Genomic DNA, 19,791 nt, shown 5'->3' on the forward strand with positions numbered 1-19,791 from the left:
GGCCGCCGTTCGTCGCTTGCCTTATTTAGAATGGCAGACATGGATATCAAAATCGCACCCAGCATCCTTTCCGCGGACTTCTGCAATCTCGAGCGCGACCTCGATCGCATCGCGAATGCCGACCTCGTCCACGTCGACGTCATGGACCACCACTTCGTCCCGAACCTCACGATCGGCGAACCCGTCGTCAAGCGCATCTGCGAGGTCACGAAGCTGCCGGTCGACGTCCATCTGATGATCGACGACCCGGATCGTTGGGCTCCGGGCTACGCCGAGCGCGGTGCGCATTCCGTCACCTTCCACATGGGCGCGACCCACGCCCCGGTGCGTCTGGCGCGCCAGCTGCACGACATGGGCTGCGAGGCGTGGTTCGCCGTGCGCCCGGCCGAGCCGGTCGAGCCGATCTTCGACATCCTCGAGGAGTTCGACACGATCCTCATCATGACCGTCGAACCCGGATTCGGCGGCCAGAAGTTCCTCGCCAATCAGATGGGCAAGGTGCGCCGTCTGCGCGACGAGATCACGCGCCGCGGTCTGGCGACGAACATCCAGGTCGACGGCGGCGTCGGCGTCAAGACCGCGCCGATCGTCGCCGAAGCCGGAGCGAACATCCTCGTCGCCGGCTCCGCCGTCTACGGCGCCGACGATCCGGCGAAGGCTATCGACGAGATCCGCGACGCCGCACGCGCCGCCTACCGCGACTGACCGCGTCCACCCACATGCCAATCCGGCAATCCCCGGCCGCGACCGTCCATCGGCGCGGCCGAATCCACGACCATGACCATATGCGCGCCCATCGGGGGGCGCGCCAAAGTGAACTGACAGGAACCACCACATGAAGACGTTCGAATCGCTGTTCGAAGAACTGAACGCGAAGGCCGCTGCGAAGACGCCGGGCTCGCTGACCGTGCAGGAGCTCGAGAAGGGCACGCATTTCATCGGCAAGAAGATTGTCGAGGAGGCCGGCGAGACCTGGATCGCCGCCGAATACGAGGGCGCCGAGCGCACCGCCGAGGAGATGAGCCAGCTCATCTACCATCTGCAGGTCATGATGATCGACCGCGGACTGACGCTCGACGACATCTACAAGAACCTGTGACCGGCACCGCGCACGCAGCCGACGGCCCGTGCGCACGACTATCTTTGGAGGAGCCCATGCTACGCATCGCCGTCCCGAACAAGGGAATGCTGTCCGAACCCGCCTGGAACATGCTCGAGGAGGCCGGATACCGTCTGCGGAGCAATCCACGCCAACTCGTCGTCGAGGACCCGGACAACGACGTGGAACTGTTCTATCTTCGTCCGCTCGACATCGCCGTCTACGTCGGTCGCGGCACGATCGACGTCGGCATCACCGGCCACGACCTGCTGCTCAACTCGGGCACCGACGCGCAGGAGGTCATGGACCTCGGCTTCGGCGCGTCCACGTTCCGCTTCGCGGCCCCTCAGGATTCGGAGATCCGCGAGCTGGCCGACATCGACGGCAAGCGCGTCGCGACGTCCTTCGACAAGCTCGTGCACGACTATCTGACCGAGCACGGCATCCAGGCCGAGACGATCCACCTCGACGGCGCCGTCGAATCGTCGGTGCAGCTCGGCGTGGCCGACCTCATCGCCGACGTCGTGTCCACCGGCACGACGCTGCGCAACGCGGGACTGCGCATCTTCGGCGACCCGATCGTGCACTCGGAGGCCGTGCTCATCCGCTCGCCGCGCCTCGAACCGGACGATGCGCGCCTCGAACGCCTCGAACGGCGCCTGCAGGGCGTGCTGACGGCCAAGCGCTACGTGCTGATGGACTTCGACATCCCGGTCGACCGCATCTCGGCCGCCGTCGACATCACCCCCGGATTCGAAAGCCCGACGATCTCGCCGCTGCACGACAAGCAGTGGTCGGCCGTACGCGTCATGGTCCCCAAGGCGAAGGTCAACCGGCTCATGGACGAACTGTACGCGGTGGGCGCGCGCGGCATCATCGTCACGGCAATTCAAGCCACCCGCATGTGACGGTGGGTGCCCATGGCCGCTGAAGGAAAATACAGTCCCGAACCGCGCGACGTGATCCTGACGATCCCGAACCTGATCAGCGCGCTGCGCATCATCTCGATTCCAGTGATCGCCTGGCTCATCGCGAGACACGACATGGTGTGGGCGCTCGTCGTCCTCGCCGTGTCGTCGGCCTCGGACGGACTGGACGGCCTCATCGCGAGGAACTTCAACCAGGTGAGCAAGCTCGGACAGATCCTCGACCCGATCGCCGACCGGCTGCTCATCATCTGCAGCATCCTGGCGCTGGCGGTCTGCGGCGTCGTGCCATGGTGGATGCTCGTGCTCGTCGCGCTGCGCGACATCGTGATGGGCATCCTCACGCTCGTCCTCGCCCAACATGACTACGGCCCGTTGCCGGTGCACTTCGTCGGCAAGACCGGCACCGCCGTGCTGCTCATCTCGATCATCGGGCTGATGGTGGCCGACATCCGCCGCTCGTTCATTCCGCTCGACATCCTGCATTACGGCGCGATCGCATGCGCGATATGGGGCATCGGCCTCTACTGGCTCGCCGGCGTGATTTACCTGCGTCAGGGCGTCACGCTCATCCGGGCCGACCGGCTCGCCCGTCGCCGCGCCACCGGCAGGTAGGTGCCCGTTGGCCGATCAATCCTCGATGCCGCCAGTCCAGCCAATCGCACCCGGCCATGAGCCGGTGCGCCGCCGCGCCGTATTCTCGCGCGGCTGGGCGGCGATCGAATCCCATCATGCGGCGTCGCCGGACGAACTGCGCGACCGGCCGCGTCACCGGCGCGGCGGCGACGATTCGCTCCGGCTCATCGACGACCTCATCAACCGTCCGATGGATTCGCTGTACAGCGACTCACGGCTCGTCACGAAACCCGATTCCAAGGTCGTCTACTGGGGCACGCGCATCGTCGTGTTCCTCATCTGCATCATCGTTGGCTTCTTCGGCAGCCAATTCGTCCGCCTGCTCAACACCGATCCAAGGAAACAGGTGCGCGAATCGCTCGCGAATCAGCTTGTGACGAACAACGCGCACGTCGATGCGCTCGACAAGGACATCGCGAACCTGCGCAGGCAGGTGGAGGAACAGTCGAAGTCGGCGACGAAATCGCCGATCGAACAGGTCGTCGAGGAGAACGAGGCGGCCGCCGGCGCCACGCCGGTCGAAGGCGAGGGCATCGTCATGACGATCGCCGACCCGGTCGCCGCGGCCTCGGACTCGTCGAAGGGCGCGCTGCCGCGCGACGGCGCAAGCGACCGGCTGCGCGTCGTCACCGACGCCGACCTGCAGCTGCTCGTCTGCCTGCTGTGGCGCGCCGGCGCCGAGGCAATCGCCATCAACGGCAACCGTCTCGGCGTCGAGACATCGATCCGCACGGCCGGCAATTCGATCCTCGTCGGCACGACGCCGATCGAAAGCCCGTACCGCATCCAGGCGGTGGGGGACCGCAACGCGCTGGCCGACGCGATGGGCGAGAAGACGCTGCCGACGCTGTACAGTGATTTCCATAAGGCCGGCATGTATCCGCAGATCGACAAGGCGGGCAAGATGCGGCTCGAGGCCGCGAGCGTCGGCAAACTGACCTATGCGAGGAGGAGCTGAAGATGGCAGCCGTGCTTGGACTCATCATCGGAGTGGTCGTGGGACTGTTCGTCCGTCCGGACATCCCGGTGTTCTTGCAACCGTACCTGCCGATCATGGTCATCGCCGCGCTCGACGCGCTGCTCGGCGCCGCGCGCGCCTACTTCGAACGCAGTTTCTCGGACCGCGTGTTCGTCATCTCCTTCTTCGCGAACGTCATCACGGCGACGCTGCTCGTGCTGCTGGGCAACCAGCTCGGCGTTGGCTCGCAGCTGACGACCGCCGTCATCGTCGTCCTCGGCATCCGCATCTTCTCGAACGTCTCGGCGATCCGCCGCTACATCTTCCAGGGGTGATCGATGAGCGACGAACAGACGAAACAGAACGTGCCCGACGACGGGAACGACATGCGTCATGACATCAATCACGACGTCGACATCGATGTCGATCACGACGGCGAACGTGGCGCACGGACGGAGACGGCGGGGGAGTGCGAGCCGCTGACGGCGGAACATCCGCGCGTGGCGTCCAGCGACGACGGGCAGCCGGACCTGCTCAAGCGCATCATCTCGCAGCACAGCCGCGACAAGGACAACGACCGCACAAAGACGGGCGCGTTCCCGGTCGTGCGCAAACGCAAGCCGAAGGCATTGTCGTCGAACGCCAGGTCGCTCAAGGCGCGCTTCGGCACCGGACTGCTCATCGCCGTGCTGTGCGCGCTGCTCGCCTACGCCTACGTCATCCAGATCAATAACAAAGACACGGCCTACGAGACGCTCACCGAAGCCGAGCTGACGCGACTGATCAGCGAGACGAGCACGCAGGTGGAACGCCTCGAACAGCGCAAAAGCGAACTGACGAACCAGCTGAAATCGCTCGAGGAGGCAGCAGACAAGGAGGAGCAGGCGCAGCGCATCGCGCAGGAGAATGAGGAGACGAGCGGCATCCTGTCGGGAAGACTGCCTGCGCAGGGCAAAGGCGTCGTCATCCGCATCTCGAGGCCGCAGAAGGCGCCGATCGACGCGGCGACGATGTTCAACCTCATCGAGGAGCTGCGCAATGGCGGCGCCGAGGTCATCCAGATCGACAACGTGCGCGTCGTCACATCCACCTATGTCAGTGAGACGAGCAGCGGACTCGTGTGCGACGGGCAGGCGCTGGCGACGCCGTACGTGATCAAGGCGATCGGTAATCCGGGCAACCTCGCGAACGCCGTGAACATTGCGGGTGGCGTAGGTTCGCGGCTCACCGTCAAATATGGTGCTAATGTGACGGTAGAGACATCCGACGACGTCAGGATCACCGCGACGCAGCCGGTCATGAAATACAAGTACGCAACGATTGTAGAATAGGCAGTTATGACAGAACCGATTCCAGGTGCGGGCGAGACCACGATCATCGGTCTCCCGGCCATCCAGATCCCCATCACGACCTCCGGCGACCGTCCGCTCACGCAGGAGGACCTCGAGACGATCACGCGGCTTTCCGACAACACCGCGCTGCTCATCGCGACGCGCGGCGCGCTGTCGGGGTCACGCTATCTGCTCGATGAGGACGAGGTGACGGTGGGCCGCGACCCGCGCGCCGACATCCTGCTCGACGATTCGACGGTCTCCCGCTCGCATGCCGTGTTCCGCCGCGTCGACGGCAAGTACGAGGTCGTGGACGCCGGCAGCCTCAATGGCACCTACGTCAACCGTCAGCGCGTCGATCGCGCCGTCCTCAAGAACGGCGACGAGATCATGATCGGCAAGTTCCGCCTCGTCTACTTCACGAATTCGGCGATCCGCCAGCACTGACGGACGGCCGTAGCGATCCATGACCCGGCAACGAGGCCGCGGCACGTCCGCGGGACAGGGCAATGCGCCGCGCTACGTGGATGTGCCGCTCATCGACGTGGACGACACGATGGTGCAGGGGGAGCTGTTCCCCGACGAGGGATTCGACGTCACGATCCGCGGCTACCGCGGCACCGTCGCGTCGGATGTGGCCGGCATCACCTATCGTCAGCTTGATTATTGGGCGCGCAAACGCATCGTCGTCCCATCGATCACGCCGTCGAATGGTTCGGGCACGAGAAGGCTGTACTCATTCGACGACGTCGTCGTCCTCGCCGTCTCGAAGAAGCTGCTCGACATCGGCGTGAATCTGCAGAACGCGACGGCGGCGATCGAGTTCCTCATCGCGCAGCCGCCCGAACGGCTGCGGCACCTGACGATTCTGTGTGACGGACAGCACGTCGAGGAATGCTCGGATGGCGAGCAGATCGCGCAGGCGCTCGAGGACGGCGACGCCGTGTTCTGCGTGTCAGTGGGCGCGTTGTGGACGAGGGTTGAGGCGGCGCTCGAGCACGCCGACTACACGGATGTGACCGGCACTGTACAGCGGCGCAACACACGGCCGATCGACGACCTCGCCGCGCAGTCGATGCGCGAACGGCTCGAACGGCGCCGCGTCGAACGCGCGCGCTTCGTCGAACGGTACGCGAATCAGACGATCGAGGACGCGCTGCGTCGCAGGCAGGACGTCGAGGACGGCGAAACGAACATGATGAAGGACGACGAAAGGGGAGCGGCATGAACGCGGTGCCGGCCATCATATGGATCATCGGCGTGGTCAGCGCATTGGCTGTGTGCGCGATCACGATTGCACGCAGCCATTACCACGACGGCGAGAATCTCAAGGTGCGGCCGGTCAGCTGGGCCGTCATCGGTGCGCATTTCGTCACGCTCGTCCTCGTCGCGCTGCCGTATCCGATCTATCTGCAGCACAAGGACACGATCGGCGCCCATGCGCGTGCGCTGTACGAGAAGCTCGGATGGCCGTCGGCTATCATCGCGATCAGCGTCATCATGCTCGAACTGTTCCTGATGTACATGCAGGCGCGTCGCGCGATGCTCGCGCAGGAGGCACGCAACACCGCCGAACAGCAGGTGGAGACTGCGACAAGGCAAGAAGACGCTGTACAGAAGTACAGGACGACACAGAAGGACGACACAGTAACGAAAGACGCAGCCGAGGACGACGACTGGCCTAGCACGCTCGTATGACGCCCGAGGACGGCGGCTAAGGATTCGCCACACCATCTAATCTGACATAACGTACATTATCGGATATATATGGACGGTCCCTTACCGTGGTATGTGCGTGTATCTGCACACTGATTCCGCCGGTCGTCGCGGTCGCCGTTGTTTCGTCATCGTCGACTCTTGCGTCATGCGTTCATATATGCGCGTGCGTGCGGTGTCGACGTGCGCATGTGCGCCGCACGCCGAATGTCGCATGATGTCATCGTCATGCATTGTTCACGTTTCAATCATCGATGCGCCTGTATTATTTCGCGTATGTGCATTGCTCGACTGTTCTGTATGTAATAATCGTTTTCTTTGCGTAATAAACGATGTGCCGTCGTCTTTGTTTGGATAACCATGCAAAGACGACGGCACATTATGCTTCAAACAACGATGTCAGGCGTTGAAATACTCCTCAACGGCGGCGCTCAGTTCGCCGACGGTGTCGATGACGCGGTAGGCGCCGTGCTCGACGAGTTCGCCGGGCTCTGCATAGCCCCAGCCGCAGCCGAGGCAGTCGATGCCGCATTCCTTCGCGCCGTCCACGTCGGTCCACCGGTCCCCGACCATCAGCGCACGGTCGCCGGCCGCCGGATCATAGCCCATGTTCTCGAAGGCGTAGCGGATGACCTGATCCTTGTCGGTGCGCGAATTGTCCATGCTCGCACCGTAGATGGCATCGACGAGATCGGTCAGATGGAAATGCTCGCAGATCGGCACGGCCTGATATTCCGGCTTCGCCGTCGCAATCGCAAGGAAATAGCCTTGTTCGCGCAACGCCTTGAGTTGCTCGGGAATGCCCGGATAGACGGTGTTGTAGAGCCGGCCGGGCACCTTGTGCCCCGGCTCATTTGGATCGTCGAAGACCGCCTCGTCGCCGTAATAGTGCCGGTAGACGCTCACGGCCTCGTCGAGCTTGTCAGACGGGATGCCGTACTTGGACATCGATTCGAAGATCGCCGGACCGATGAAGCGCTGCAGCTGCGCCGGCGTCGGCTCGGGCACGCCGACGGCCTGATAGGCCAGTTTCACGCAGGAAAGGATGCCCGGATCGGATTTCGTCAGCGTGCCGTCCAGGTCGAGCAGCACGGCCCGCAGCGGATGATGGATGTTCGTCATCGTGGTCTCCCTGTTCACCTTCGGTCGTCGCGTCCGACCGTCGTCACTCGTAGTCCGGAATCCAGCCTTCGCGGTGCATCTCGAGACGCTTCTCGAGCAGCGCCTTGAGCTCGTCCTCGCTACGGCGTTCGAGCAGCATGTCCCAGTGGGTGCGCGTCGGCTTCGTGATCTCGTCGGCTTCGCCGTCCTTGTCGTCCTCGCGGTGCGCGGTCGCGCCGCAGCGGCACTCCCACTCATTCGGGAAATCGGCACCCTCCGCGAACGGCAGGATCGTACGATGGCCGCGCGGGCAGACGTACGCCACCTCGGTGCGGGCGGCGAAATCGACGTTCGTGTCCGATTCCAACGATTTCGCGCCGATGCTCATGCCACGCAGACTGCGTTCAGCCATGTATGTTCCTCCCAGAAGACGGTTAGTGGTTCCACGCTACAAAACAGCGCGGACGTGGGTTTTATTCCATCAGTCGACGCCCGAGTAGGCGACGATGCCGCGGTTGACGGCGTCGTAGGCCTCGTGCGCGCGTGCCGCGAGCTCGACATGCTCGGTGCCCATGTACGGTTCGGCGACGGCGATCTGCTGGAGCACGTCGGCGAGGCGCTTCGCGTTGCGCACGAAGTCGCCGGCGGTCAGCTCCGTATGCTCGAGCACCTCGGAGAGGCTGTCGCCGCGCGCCCAGTCGTAGACGACGTCGACGATGCCGAAGTCGAGCGGCTGCAGGTAGTTCGTGACGCCGAGGTCCTCGCACAGCATGAGCACCTGGTCGTCGAGCTCGGCAAGTTCGCGTGCGCGCTGCGCGACGATGCCGTGCGGGCCGCCCGGATAGCGGCGGGGCTCTCCCCCTTCGCCGCGGCGCGCCTCATAGAGGATCGACGAGATGAGCGCGGCGAGCTGCGCGGCGTCGAGGCCGTCGAGCGTGCCCGACGTGATCGCCTGGGCGAGCACGAGGTCGCGTTCCGAATACAGGCGGCGCAGCAGCTGGCCATGTTCGGTCAGCCGGTAGTCGCGCACGCCGTTCTCGTCGGCGGCTTCCAGATAGCCGAGCTTCTCGAGGATCGTGCAGATGCGGTCGAACTGACGCGCCACCGAGCCGGTGCGCGAATCGTATCGGTCGCGCAGGCGTGTGAGTTCGCGCGTCTCGCGGATCCAGCGGTTGCCCCACTTCATGTGCTGCGCGAAATCGGGGCATGCCTTGCACGGATGATCGTGCTCGCGTTCCTTGAGCTCGGCGATTCGTGCATCGAGACGGCGGAAGGCGCGTGATTTCTCGGCGTTGTCGCGGAAGATCTCGTGCTTGAGGCGGCGGCGTTCGTTTTTCTGCAGGTCGCTCAGTCGCATGCGGATGCGCAGCAGTTCGGTGAAGTCGCCGTGCTCGCAGGCCATCGCCTCCTCATAGCCGGCGATTGCCTTCTCGAGCGTCTCGATGCGCGCTTCGATCTGCCATGCGGACGCGTTCGCCTCCCACTGCGCGAAGGAATGGTCGAGCGTGTCGCGCGCCGTCTCGTAGTCGCTGCTGTTGAGCAGGTTGACGGCCATGTTGAACGTGGGCTTGAAGCTCGAATGCAGCGGATAGACGCGCTTGCTCGACAGCGCCACCGCCGTCTCGGGCTTGAAGCCGCGGTGGTCGACGACGATCGCGTTGCCGATCGTGTCGATGCCGCGGCGGCCGGCGCGGCCGGTGAGCTGCGTGTACTCCCCCGGCGTCAGGCCGACGATGCCGGTGCCGTCGTACTTCTCGAGCTTCTCGATGATGACGCTGCGCGCCGGCATGTTGATGCCCAGCGCGAGCGTCTCCGTCGCGAACACGACCTTGATCAGGCCCTCCTCGAAGAGCCGCTCGACGATCTGCTTGAACAGCGCGATCATGCCCGCGTGGTGCGCGGCGAAGCCCTCCTCGAGCGCATGGCGGAACTGCGCGAACCGCAGCGTCTTGAGATCGTCGTGCGTGAGCTGCCCTTCGATCATCTCGTCGACGATGACGTCGATGCGGCGCGCCTCCTCGTCGGTCGTCAGGCGCAGGCCGGCGTCGAGGCACTGCTCGACGGCCTCGTCGCAGCCGTTGCGCGAGAAGATGAAGTAGATCGCCGGCAGCATGCGCAGGAAGTCGAGCTCGTCGACGACGGCCCAGCGGCGCGGATGGTAGCGTTCGACGTGTGCACGTCCGCCGCGGCCATCCAGACGTCCGTGACGTCCGCCGCCGCGACGCCTGTCGTGGGCATCGGCGCCCTTGCGCCGCAGCTCGCGGCGGTCGAACTCGTCGAGCTTCGCCGTCAGCCGCGCGTTCGGCTTCGTCGTCGCCTTGCCGTCGTCGTCGCGCCGGTACAGGTCGAGCAGCTCCGGCTCGGTGCGCGGGTCGCGCTGCACGAGGACGTACTGGTCGAGCGGCACCGGACGGTGTTCGGAGATGACGAGCTTCGTCTCGCCGCGCACCGAGGCGATCCAGTCGGCGAAGTCCTCGACGTTCGAGACCGTCGCCGACAGGCCGACGATGCGCACCGAGGAGGGCAGGTGGATGATGACCTCCTCCCAGACGGGTCCGCGGAAGCGGTCGGCGAGGTAGTGCACCTCGTCGAGCACGACGTAGCGCAGCGCCTCGAGCGTCGTCGAATGCTCGTAGAGCATGTTGCGCAGCACCTCGGTCGTCATGACGACGATGTCTGCCTCCGAGTTGATCGAGGTGTCACCGGTGAGCAGACCCACCTTGTCGGGGCCGTAGAGCGCGACGAGGTCATGGTACTTCTGGTTGCTCAGCGCCTTGATCGGCGTCGTGTAGAAGGCCTTCGCGTTCTGCTCCTGAGCGAGGTAGACGGCGAAGTCGGCGACGACGGTCTTGCCTGCGCCGGTCGGTGCCGCGACGAGCACGTTCGACCCCTCCTCGAGCGCCTCGTTCGCCTCCGTCTGGAACCCGTCGAGCTCGAAGGGCAGCGAATCGGCGAAGCGCTGCGCGACCGAACGGCGCCGGCGGCGCGTCTCGGTGAAGCGCGCGTAGCGTTCGGACGGGCTCAGCTCCCGCGTATCGGCGTCCTCGTCGGGACGATGATCGCAGTGCCTGTGATGTCGTGTCATGGAAACCTTCATCCGTTGATGTCGATGGCCGCGGGCGCCCTCGCGTCGGGACGCCCGCGGCCGGGTGTGTGTCGTCGCGCCGCGTCGGCAGCCGGAGCCGTCCCGCGCGGCGCGGAATGTTCAGTCGTTGAATTGCGCCCAGCGTTGCCAGATGGCGGCATGGCGTTCGCGCCGGCGTTCCTTGCGTTCGATGACGCCGACATGGGCGTCCGTGTAACGGTCGGCAGCAACGGCGAGCGGCTCGGTGAAGATCGCGCGTCGCGGCGCGCTCCCCTCGTCCTGCGGCGCGTTGATCTCCTCGATGCGCGCATTGACGTCGGCCGCGACGGCGCCGATGACCTTCGACGCGCGCACGGCGTGCACCGCCGCGTAGACGACGCCGACGACGAGCATCGCGAGCATGAAGAGCGCGAGGATGAGCCAGATCCACCAGGGCATCGTGATCCTTTCCTACTGTTCCCGTTCGGTCTCGATGACCTGGTCGGAAAGACTGAGTTCGCGTTCGGCGCGGGCGATCATCATCGTGCGCAACGTCTCCGGGGCGACGGCGACGATGTGCCGGGCGTGGGCGATGCAGAAGGCGACGAACCACGAGTCCGACTGCACGAACAGATGCACCTTCTCGCCTTCGCCGCACGGCTCGACGTCCGCGTCGGCGAGCGTCTTGATGAAGTCGAGATGCGGCTGATCGGTGATGAACACGGCCGGCGTGGCCGTGTCGATAATCCACTTGCGCAGGTCGGAGACGGAGACCTTCGGGATGTCGAGCGGCTTCGTCGGGGTGACGATGCTCGCGTCCTCGATGCGCGCGACGCGCAGCACCTGCCAGATGCGCGGCTCGCCGGTCTCCTTGTTGAGCGTCATGTCCTTGCGCACGAGCGGCTTGAGGTCGTCCGGCGCGTAGTGCTCGACGTCCGTCCACATCGCCGCGTAGTAGACGCCCTCGTCGACGTAGATCTTCGACGGGGCGACGAGGCGGCGCATGACGCGGCCCGAGCCGTCGCGGTACTCCATGTTGAGCAGCGCGTGGTCCTTGATCGCGCGCTTGACGGCGTCGAAGCAGCGCGGCTCGAGCTCGTAGCCGGTCAGGCTCAGCCACGGCGTCTCGCCCGGCGCGACGTACTTGACAAGGCGCTCATAGAGGTCGCGCGCCTGCTCGCGCTGGTCCTCGGGCAGCAGCTGCGCATGGGCGAGGTAGTTGACCGAGGCGGTGAGCATGCTCATGTACTGCGGCGAGATGCCCGCGAGGCGTTCGAGGCCGAGCGAGTTCGTCGCCGAGACGATGCCCTCGGAGTCGAGCAGCGACCAGTCGATGTCGAAGAACTGGCTGCCGGCCATCTCGCCGTCGTCGGAGACCGTCGTCAGCGTGTTGATGTCCTTGTGGATTGTGTTGACGTACTTCTTCATCTCGTCGTCGTTCTTCGGCTTGCCGATGAAGCGTTCGGCGAGTTCGGGCAGCGAGTACTCCTCCCCCAGATGCGCGGACAGGAACAGCATCAGGCGTAGGCGGCGGTCGACCTCGCTGCCGGTCTGGAACGCGTTCTTCTTGTGCGCCTTCGTGCTCTGCGGCTCCTCGTCCTCGTCGGGTTCGCCCGATTCGATTGAATGGGCGAGCACCTTCGCGGTCATCGGATTGGCGGAGTCGTCGGCGAGCTGGAACTGCGTGGCCGCGTTGAGGCGGCGGTGGTAGGCCGCGACAGCCTCGGGCGGGCTGACGACCGACGAATTGGGGTGTTCGAGAACGAACATGGCCAGATCATCCGAATCGGTGTAGGCGACGTTGATGTGCTCGCCGTCGACGGCGACGGTCGCGGCGAAGCGGCGCGAATCGACTTCCTTGACGAGGTTCTCCGGGATGTGCTGGGTGCCCAGGCCCGGCGCGATCGAATCGAGGCCGAGTCCCGGGATCGGCGTCTGCGGCACGCGCGGAGCGGTGCGCGAGGCGTGCGCAGGCTGCGTATGGGCCGGCATCGAGGACATCGACATCGAACGCGCCAGATAGTTCGCTGCCGCGAGTACCGGCAGGTCTTCGGGGCGGAAGCGTAGGCGGATGCGAGGCTCGTCGCCGAGCTGCAGACGGTAGGACGCGAAGTCCTGGCCTTCGGACTTCGAGGAGTATTCGGGTTGCCGCGACTCGATCGCGATGCCCATCGCGGCGAGCTTGGCCCGGTCGCGCTGGAACTGCTTGGCGAACGCCGCCTTCGCCGCCTGGTCGGCCAGTTCGCCGTACGAATCGGCGTAGGCCTTCACACGTTGTGCGATCTGCCGCGATGTCAGCCATTGCGGGAAGGCGGATGACAATACTGCCAGAACATCGAGCTCGTGTTTGCCCCACTTGTCGGAGAAGCGGCGCCTACCGTTACTACCCTCAGCCATTAGTCCTCACGTATCGTTAAAGTTTTTCGTAGGTGTGGGCATCGGGGATGCCATACACCCTCTCCTATGATATAGGCTTTTTCGGCCGGGATGGCCGATTTCTCGAAAAAACTCCGATTTTCTTGGTCTGCGAACAAACGCCGGTCACAGCCACTCGTCCGGCTCGACGCCCTGCGGGCCGACGAATTCGCCGTTCGGCACGTAGCTGGGCCGCCCCGAATCTGTGAGCCTCGCATCGCCGAACAGGCTGACGTTGCGCCCGAAGGTCCAGTCGCCCTCGACGCGGAATGACGCGGCGGCGGCGATCGACGGCACGCCGTAGGGGAAGCGTTCCTCGAAGTCCTGGATGTTCTTGTAGTAGCGCTTGTCGAGCTCGACGTTCGGGAAATGGTAGTCGCCATCCTCCATCTCGTAGGAGTCGGTCAGGTGGAAGCGGTCGGAACGCATGATGAACAGGTCGTCGGTCGTCTTGACCGGCAGGAAGCGCATGCGGTCCACCTGCACGCAGATGGCGCCGTTGAACAGGTTCACGGCGGCGCCCATCGCCGTCTCGAGCTGGACGACCTTCGTCGACGCGGGATCGGTGGGGTCGACGGTCTTGTAGTTGCGGATGACCGGCAGCGGCAGCACGCCGCCGTGCTCTTCGAGCATCCGGCGCAGCGCGTCGATGCGCACCCAGATGTTGTTCGTGTTGAAGAACGGGTGCTTGTGGATGTCCATCGCGGCGCCGCGGTCGCGCGGGTCCACCTGCGTCATCTCGCGCAGCATGAGGCGTCCGGTCACGCGATCGCGCACGATGTGACCGCCCTTGCGGTCGGCCTCGGTGCGCCGCGCCACCTCGATCATGATCGGCGCGCCGGTGTTCTCGAAATGCTGCGCAAGCGTGCGCGACGGGCGTGCGCCGAGGTTGTCCGAATTGGAGATGAACAGGTATTTGAAGCCGCGCTCCTCGAGGATGGCGAGCAACCCGGACTCGTAGAGCGTCGAATACAGGTCGCCGTGCCCCGGCGGGCACCATTCGAGGTCGGGGTTCGCCGGCCACTGTACCGGCTCTCCTGTCGACAGGTCGATCTTCGGCTCGACGTGCTGGACGATCTCAACCGGCACGCCCGCCTGCGTGAAGTGGTGGTTCTTCGCGATCGCGTCCATCGTGTCCTTCGACGTGCGGAACGAGTTCATGAAGGTCAGCGGCAGTTCGACGCCCAGACGCGTGCGCGCCGTGTCGACCTGGCCGAGGATGATGTCGAGGAAGCGCATCGGGCGCGCCTTGTGGCGGCGCACCGGCAGCAGCGACTTCGCGTAGTCGAGGCCCATCGACGTGCCGAGGCCGCCGTTGAGCTTGAGGAACGCCGTCTTGGCGAAGGCGTCGACGGCTTTGTCGTGGTTGATCGTCTCGTAGACGTCGTGGAAGTTCGGGATGTCGGTGATCGGCTCGACGTCGGCCTCGTGGATGTAGCTCGTGTCCTCCTCGTTCGCCCAGACGTCGTAGAGGTGTTCGAACTGGGCTATCGCGGTGTCGCTCATGCCCTGTGAACGCATCTTGTGCGCGGAGCGCTCGAAAACGTCGACCATGGTGATGACCAATCCCTTTCTCCGGTTGCGCGCACGGTCGATGCCGGTGCACCCGTGCGCAATGCCGTGTCTCAGTGTAGCGACCTAACCTTCAATCTGTCTAATTGAGCCTTGTGCATCCCACATTATCTTCGCCGCGTTACGGTTTGCGTCATGGTTTCCTCGATGATAATACGATGATTGACGCCCTGGTGGAACGGATGCGGTCATATGGACCTGCGGGACGATTTGGCGTTGTCGGCACGGTTGTGCTACATTGACTCTTCGGTGCAGGACGCACCGTTCGGACCATAGCGCAGTTTGGTAGCGCACTTGACTGGGGGTCAAGGGGTCGCGGGTTCAAATCCCGCTGGTCCGACCATCGGTCCCCGGAACGGCGAACGTTCCGGGGATTTTCGTATTTCCAGCAGACGCGCGGATCCGCATATGCGTCGGGGCCGGTTTTGCCGGCCCCGACGCGTCGCGTCACTTGCGGCGCTTCTTCTCACGGATGTTGACGGAGATCTGGATCGGCGATCCCTCGAATCCGAACTCCTCACGCAACTGGCGTTCGAGGAAGCGGCGGTAGCCGTGCTCGAGGAAGCCAGTGGCGAAGATGACGAAGCGCGGCGGCCGGCTCGAGGCCTGCGTCGCGAACAGGATGCGCGGCTGCTTGCCTCCGCGCAGCGGATGCGGATGCGCGGCCTGCACCTTGCCGAGGAAGGCGTTGAGCTTGCCGGTCGGGATGCGCTTGTCCCAGGACTCGAGCGCCTGCGTCATCGCACGCGACAGGCGGTTCGTGTGCCAGCCGGTCTTCGCCGAGAGATTGACACGCTGCGCCCACGTCACGCGGTCGAACTCGGTCTTCCACAGACGCTCCATGCGTTGGCGGTCGAACTCATCCATGAGGTCCCACTTGTTGAACACGAGCACGACGGCGCGGCCCGCGTCCACGGCGGAGCTCATGACCTTGAGGTCCTGGTCCGAGATCGGCACTGAAGCGTCGAAGAGCACGAGCGCGAGCTCGGCGCGTTCGATCGCGGCCTGCGTGCGCAGCGACGAATAGTATTCGGCGCCGGAGAGCTTGTGCTGCCTGCGTTTGATGCCGGCCGTGTCGATGAACAGGTAGTCCTCGCCGTCGATCGTGACGATCTCATCGACCGGGTCGCGCGTCGTACCGGCCAAATCGTTGACGACCGAACGTTCCTCGTGCGCGAGCTGGTTGAGCAGCGACGACTTGCCGACGTTCGGCTTGCCGACGAGCGCGACGCGGCGCAGATGGGACGGCGTGAGGAACCCGGAGGTGTGTTCGGCGTTGCGCAGCGCATCGAGGGCCGCGTCGAGCAGGTCGCCCACTCCCCTGCCGTGCATCGCCGAGATCGGGTACGGCTCGCCCAGTCCGAGCTTCCAGAATTCGGCGGCCATGTACTCGCCGGCCTGGTCGTCGACCTTGTTCACGGCGACGACGACCGGTTTGCCCGCCGAGCGCAGCATCCTCACGATGCGTTCGTCGGTCTGCGTCAGGCCCGTCTGGCCGTCGACGACGAAGACGACGGCGTCGGCAAGCTCGACGGCGATCTGCGCCTGCGAAGCGATCGCGGAATCGATGCCCTCGACGTCCGCCTCCCAGCCGCCGGTGTCGACGAGCTTGAAGTCCACGCCTGCCCATTCGGCGTCGTAACTGACACGGTCGCGTGTGACGCCGGGCGTGTCCTCGACGACGGCGGCGCGGCGGCCGAGGATGCGGTTGACGAGCGTCGACTTGCCGACGTTCGGCCGCCCGATGACCGCGAGCACTCCGACCTCCTTGCGCCTGGCTGTCTGTTCGCCGGACGTGAACGCGGAGCCGTCGATGAGTGCCTCGTCGCCCTCGTCGAGCTCGTAGCCCTCGAGGTTGCGCGCGTACTCGGCGTACTCCTGCTCCTCGATGGCGTCGTCGACGAGCCCGACAAGCAGGTCGAGCGTCTGCTCGAAGTCGAGGTCGGAGTTGTCGATCGTCGTGACGCCGTCCTCGGCGACGGTGAAGTTCGTCACCTTGGAGTCGGCGGCGTCGCGCGCGGCGACGTTCTCTGCGCCGGCGTCGCCGTCGGCGGCCTGATGCGCGCGGCGCGCCTGGCGCACGGCCTCGCGGGCCGTGAGCAGCACGCGCACCTCGGCGTGCGGCGCGACGACGTCGGTGATGTCGCGACCTTCCGCGACGATGCCCTGGCCGTGCGAGAAGCCGTTCTCGACGCCTTCGGCGGCGATGTACGCACGCTGGGCGGCGACGAGGATGTGGCGCACCGGGATGATCGACGAGACGCGCGAGACGTGCGCGCTGATCTCGCTCGAACGGATCTGCTCGCTGATGTTGCGCCCGTCGCAGAACACGCGCGCGTCATTCGGCGTGTCGGGGTCGACGCTGATGTCGAAGTGGCCTTCGGTGAACAGCGCGGCGACCGTCTCGGTGACTTCGCGTTCGTCGATGTCGTCGGCGTCGAGGTCGATGCCCTGCTCGAGTGCCCACCATGTGGCGGCGCGGTACATCGCGCCGGTGTCGAGATAGGCGAAGCCGTAGTACTTCGCAAGCGCTTTGGACGTCGAGGACTTGCCGACGCCGGCCGGCCCGTCGATAGCGACGGTGATCACAGGCCCACCTCCTTGGAGAGCGAACGGACCTCGGTGGCCGACAGCACGCGGTAGGAACCGGGCTTGAGGTCACCGAGCTTGATCGGGCCGATTTGCGTGCGCACGAGGCGCTTGACCGGGAAGCCGATCGCGCCGAAGATGCGGCGCACGATGCGGTTCTTGCCCGAATGGAGCGTGACCTTGACGATCGTCTGGTCACGGCTCTGGTCGATGATCGAGCAGTGGTCGAGCTTGATCCAGCCGTCGTCGAGCTGCACGCCGGTGCGCACGAGGCGGCGGCAGACGTTGCCGCTCATGCGTCCCTCGAGCGTGGCGATGTAGGTCTTCTCGACTTCGTACTTCGGATGCATGACGTGCTGGGACAGTTCGCCGTCGTTCGTCATCAGGATGAGGCCCTCGGAATCGTAGTCGAGGCGTCCCATGTGGAAGATGCGCTCGTACTTGTCGCCGACGATGTCGCGCAGCGTGTAGCGGCCCTTCGGGTCCTCCATCGCGCTGAGCACCTTCTTCGGTTTGTTGAGCGCGAGCGTGACGTGCCTCGGGTTGAGGCGGATGCGCGAGCCGTCCACGCGCACCTGCTGCGTCTTGGGGTCGACCCTCGTGCCGAGTTCGGTGACGAGTTCGCCGTCCACCTCGACGCGGCCGTCGACGATCATCTCTTCGCACTTGCGCCGCGAACCGAATCCGGCCTGCGCGAGCAGCTTCTGCAAACGTATTCCGTCGTGTTCTTCGGTGTGTGATTTCCTTGCTTGACTATATGCGTGTGGCATCGTTCTCCCAACGTGGCCGTTCGTATTGATGGCGTCGTCCTGCGCGCGCGAAGGCGACGGCAGGACCACTGTCTAGTATTGTACAGCGTGGCCGCCGAACAGCGACGGCCCAGCCATGGTCTTCACCATGGCTTCAAGTACCGCAAAGGAATATATCTATGACTGCTGTTGATAACGATTCCACGGTCGATGTCCGCGAGGACATGGCCGTGCAGAACGACGGACACAGCATTTGGGCCCGCCTCGGCGCCGAATTCGTCGGCAGCCTGCTCATCTGCTTCGCGATCTACATGGTGAGCTCGTTCGGCGTGGTGAACTTCGGACTCAACCTCGCGTTCCTTGTCGTGGCGACCGGCGTCGTCTACGGCGCGATGACGTCGATCTTCGCGCGCGTCTCCGGAGCGCAGTTCAATCCGGCCGTCACCGTCGCGGCGATGCTCACGTCGAAGACTCGCGTGCGCGACGGCGTGTTCTACATCATCGCGCAGGTGCTCGGCGGCCTCGTCGCCGGCGCGCTCTTCGTCTTCCTCATCCCCAGTTCGGACACGGTCAGCAAGTCGCAGTGGACGATGATGGCGATCAACGGCTACGACGTGAACAGCCTGACCTATGCAAGCCTGAGCCAGTACGGGCTGACCTATGGCGTCTCGATGGCGATCGTCGTCGAGCTGCTCGCCTCGATCATCGTCGTGGCCGCCGCGATGACGACGCTTAAGCGCAGCGGGCGCGCGACGCGTTCCGCCGCCGTCACGATGGGCGTCGCCTACGCGGCCGCGGCCGCGATGGCCGCCCCGATCACCGGCGCGTCGATCAACCCGATGCGCGCCACCGGCGTCGCCGTCTTCGCGCAGCACGAGGAAGGCTCTCACACCGTCAACCCGCTCTCGCAGCTGTGGGTGTTCTGGGTGACGGCGATCCTCGCGGCCGCCATCGTCGCGCTCGTCATGATCGTCGCGCAGCTTGCGCATTCGCGTGCCGCCAACGGTGACGAGATGGACGTCGACGTGGCCGAGGCCGCGATGGCGCAGGGCGACGAGTCCGATCACGCCGAGCAGGACGCCGACATCGCCGCGCCCGACGTCGACGTCCTGGAGGAACAGTCCGAGTCCGCCGAGCTGGATGAGCCCCAGACGCCGGTGGACGACGCCGGGTCAGTGGATGAAGCGGATGGCGAGGTACAGCAGCGCTAGCACGACGCCGAAGCCGATGCCGCACGCGGCGTCGAAGGCGACCGATCTGACCTTCCAGGGACTGCGTTCCCGATAAATCAGCCGCACCGCACCGGAGCCGATGGAAGTCACGGACACGATGGCCGTGGCGACCATCGGCTCTCCCATTGCCGCAAGTGCCGTGGCAACGACGACGAGCCCGGCGACGCACCATTCGAACCACGGCCTGCCCTCGTCATGCTCGGAGACATGGGGATGCTGCGCGTTCATCTGGACTCCTTGAAGATCTTGGGAATGTGATGGTTGATTTCGCTGCTGCGATGAATTCGACGATTCGTCGTTGAAGACACCGCCCATCCTACTACCGAATCCAACTACTACCCACTATACGGCGGGGCCGCGCCTCGGGAAATCCCCGAGGCGCGGCCCCGCCGTGCGATGTCAG

The 19,791-nt window shown here is 65.0% G+C and carries 20 protein-coding genes and 1 tRNA gene; 12 read left to right on the forward strand and 9 right to left on the reverse strand.

Annotated features, from left to right (window positions below):
- Positions 1-39: 39 nt before the first annotated feature.
- From rpe to G606_RS10175, 10 genes are all read left to right on the forward strand, one after another.
- Positions 40-705 (forward strand): ribulose-phosphate 3-epimerase, encoded by a 666-nt coding sequence (gene rpe / locus G606_RS0106465; protein ID WP_026645274.1) that lies wholly within the window; start codon positions 40-42, stop codon positions 703-705.
- Between the two features lie 130 nt (positions 706-835).
- Positions 836-1,099, forward strand: coding sequence for a phosphoribosyl-ATP diphosphatase (locus tag G606_RS0106470; RefSeq protein ID WP_026645275.1), 264 nt, complete (start codon positions 836-838; stop codon positions 1,097-1,099).
- Between the two features lie 56 nt (positions 1,100-1,155).
- Positions 1,156-2,007 (forward strand): ATP phosphoribosyltransferase, encoded by an 852-nt coding sequence (gene hisG / locus G606_RS0106475; protein ID WP_026645276.1) that lies wholly within the window; start codon positions 1,156-1,158, stop codon positions 2,005-2,007.
- A 12-nt stretch (positions 2,008-2,019) separates the two neighbouring features.
- A complete protein-coding gene (locus G606_RS0106480; RefSeq protein WP_034523876.1) occupies positions 2,020-2,640 on the forward strand; it encodes a CDP-alcohol phosphatidyltransferase family protein in 621 nt (206 codons plus the stop codon).
- A 7-nt stretch (positions 2,641-2,647) separates the two neighbouring features.
- On the forward strand, positions 2,648-3,619 hold the full coding sequence (locus tag G606_RS0106485) for a DUF881 domain-containing protein (protein WP_026645278.1): 972 nt from the start codon (positions 2,648-2,650) through the stop codon (positions 3,617-3,619).
- 2 nt (positions 3,620-3,621) lie between these two features.
- Entirely contained in the window at positions 3,622-3,954 is a 333-nt protein-coding gene (locus tag G606_RS0106490) for a small basic family protein (protein WP_026645279.1), read from the forward strand.
- 165 nt (positions 3,955-4,119) lie between these two features.
- On the forward strand, positions 4,120-4,950 hold the full coding sequence (locus G606_RS0106495; protein WP_034523909.1) for a DUF881 domain-containing protein: 831 nt from the start codon (positions 4,120-4,122) through the stop codon (positions 4,948-4,950).
- A gap of 6 nt (positions 4,951-4,956) precedes the next feature.
- Entirely contained in the window at positions 4,957-5,397 is a 441-nt protein-coding gene (locus G606_RS0106500) for an FHA domain-containing protein (RefSeq protein WP_026645281.1), read from the forward strand.
- Between the two features lie 109 nt (positions 5,398-5,506).
- Positions 5,507-6,178 (forward strand): MerR family transcriptional regulator, encoded by a 672-nt coding sequence (locus tag G606_RS10170; protein ID WP_101671115.1) that lies wholly within the window; start codon positions 5,507-5,509, stop codon positions 6,176-6,178.
- Positions 6,175-6,648 (forward strand): hypothetical protein, encoded by a 474-nt coding sequence (locus G606_RS10175; RefSeq protein ID WP_051198651.1) that lies wholly within the window; start codon positions 6,175-6,177, stop codon positions 6,646-6,648. The genes G606_RS10170 and G606_RS10175 overlap by 4 nt, the downstream gene beginning before the upstream one ends.
- Positions 6,649-7,065: 417 nt before the next feature.
- On the opposite strand, the gene G606_RS0106515 is transcribed toward G606_RS10175, so the two are convergent.
- The 6 genes from G606_RS0106515 to G606_RS0106540 all read right to left on the reverse strand — a co-directional run bounded on the left by G606_RS0106515 (position 7,066) and on the right by G606_RS0106540 (position 14,800).
- Positions 7,066-7,788: an HAD hydrolase-like protein gene (locus G606_RS0106515; protein ID WP_026645282.1), complete on the reverse strand. Its 723-nt coding sequence runs from the start codon at positions 7,786-7,788 to the stop codon at positions 7,066-7,068.
- Positions 7,789-7,831: 43 nt separating this feature from the next.
- Positions 7,832-8,179, reverse strand: coding sequence for an RNA polymerase-binding protein RbpA (locus tag G606_RS0106520; protein WP_026645283.1), 348 nt, complete (start codon positions 8,177-8,179; stop codon positions 7,832-7,834).
- Between the two features lie 69 nt (positions 8,180-8,248).
- Positions 8,249-10,852, reverse strand: a complete 2,604-nt coding sequence (locus G606_RS0106525) for a DEAD/DEAH box helicase (protein WP_026645284.1) — start codon at positions 10,850-10,852, stop codon at positions 8,249-8,251.
- A gap of 120 nt (positions 10,853-10,972) precedes the next feature.
- Complete coding sequence (locus tag G606_RS0106530) at positions 10,973-11,290, reverse strand: hypothetical protein (protein ID WP_026645285.1); 318 nt, start codon at positions 11,288-11,290, stop codon at positions 10,973-10,975.
- Between the two features lie 12 nt (positions 11,291-11,302).
- Positions 11,303-13,228 (reverse strand): helix-turn-helix transcriptional regulator, encoded by a 1,926-nt coding sequence (locus G606_RS0106535; RefSeq protein ID WP_026645286.1) that lies wholly within the window; start codon positions 13,226-13,228, stop codon positions 11,303-11,305.
- Positions 13,229-13,372: 144 nt separating this feature from the next.
- Positions 13,373-14,800, reverse strand: coding sequence for a UTP--glucose-1-phosphate uridylyltransferase (locus G606_RS0106540; protein ID WP_026645287.1), 1,428 nt, complete (start codon positions 14,798-14,800; stop codon positions 13,373-13,375).
- 284 nt (positions 14,801-15,084) lie between these two features.
- On the opposite strand from G606_RS0106540, the gene G606_RS0106545 reads away from it, so the two are divergent.
- Positions 15,085-15,161, forward strand: a tRNA-Pro gene (locus tag G606_RS0106545).
- 104 nt (positions 15,162-15,265) lie between these two features.
- Here the strand turns inward: G606_RS0106545 and der are convergent.
- A complete protein-coding gene (gene der, locus G606_RS0106550) occupies positions 15,266-17,407 on the reverse strand; it encodes a bifunctional cytidylate kinase/GTPase Der (protein WP_026645288.1) in 2,142 nt (713 codons plus the stop codon).
- Positions 17,404-18,177: a pseudouridine synthase gene (locus G606_RS0106555; protein ID WP_026645289.1), complete on the reverse strand. Its 774-nt coding sequence runs from the start codon at positions 18,175-18,177 to the stop codon at positions 17,404-17,406. The genes der and G606_RS0106555 overlap by 4 nt, the downstream gene beginning before the upstream one ends.
- A 158-nt stretch (positions 18,178-18,335) precedes the next feature.
- Here G606_RS0106555 and G606_RS0106560 point away from each other — a divergent pair, with 158 nt between their 5' ends.
- Positions 18,336-19,367, forward strand: coding sequence for an MIP/aquaporin family protein (locus G606_RS0106560; protein ID WP_231371445.1), 1,032 nt, complete (start codon positions 18,336-18,338; stop codon positions 19,365-19,367).
- Here G606_RS0106560 and G606_RS0106565 read toward each other — a convergent pair.
- Entirely contained in the window at positions 19,329-19,616 is a 288-nt protein-coding gene (locus G606_RS0106565; protein WP_026645291.1) for a hypothetical protein, read from the reverse strand. The genes G606_RS0106560 and G606_RS0106565 overlap by 39 nt on opposite strands.
- Positions 19,617-19,791 lie beyond the last annotated feature (175 nt).

Source organism: Bifidobacterium sp. AGR2158 (assembly GCF_000424225.1).
In the GTDB taxonomy this organism is placed as follows: Bacteria; Actinomycetota; Actinomycetes; order Actinomycetales; family Bifidobacteriaceae; genus Bifidobacterium; species Bifidobacterium anseris.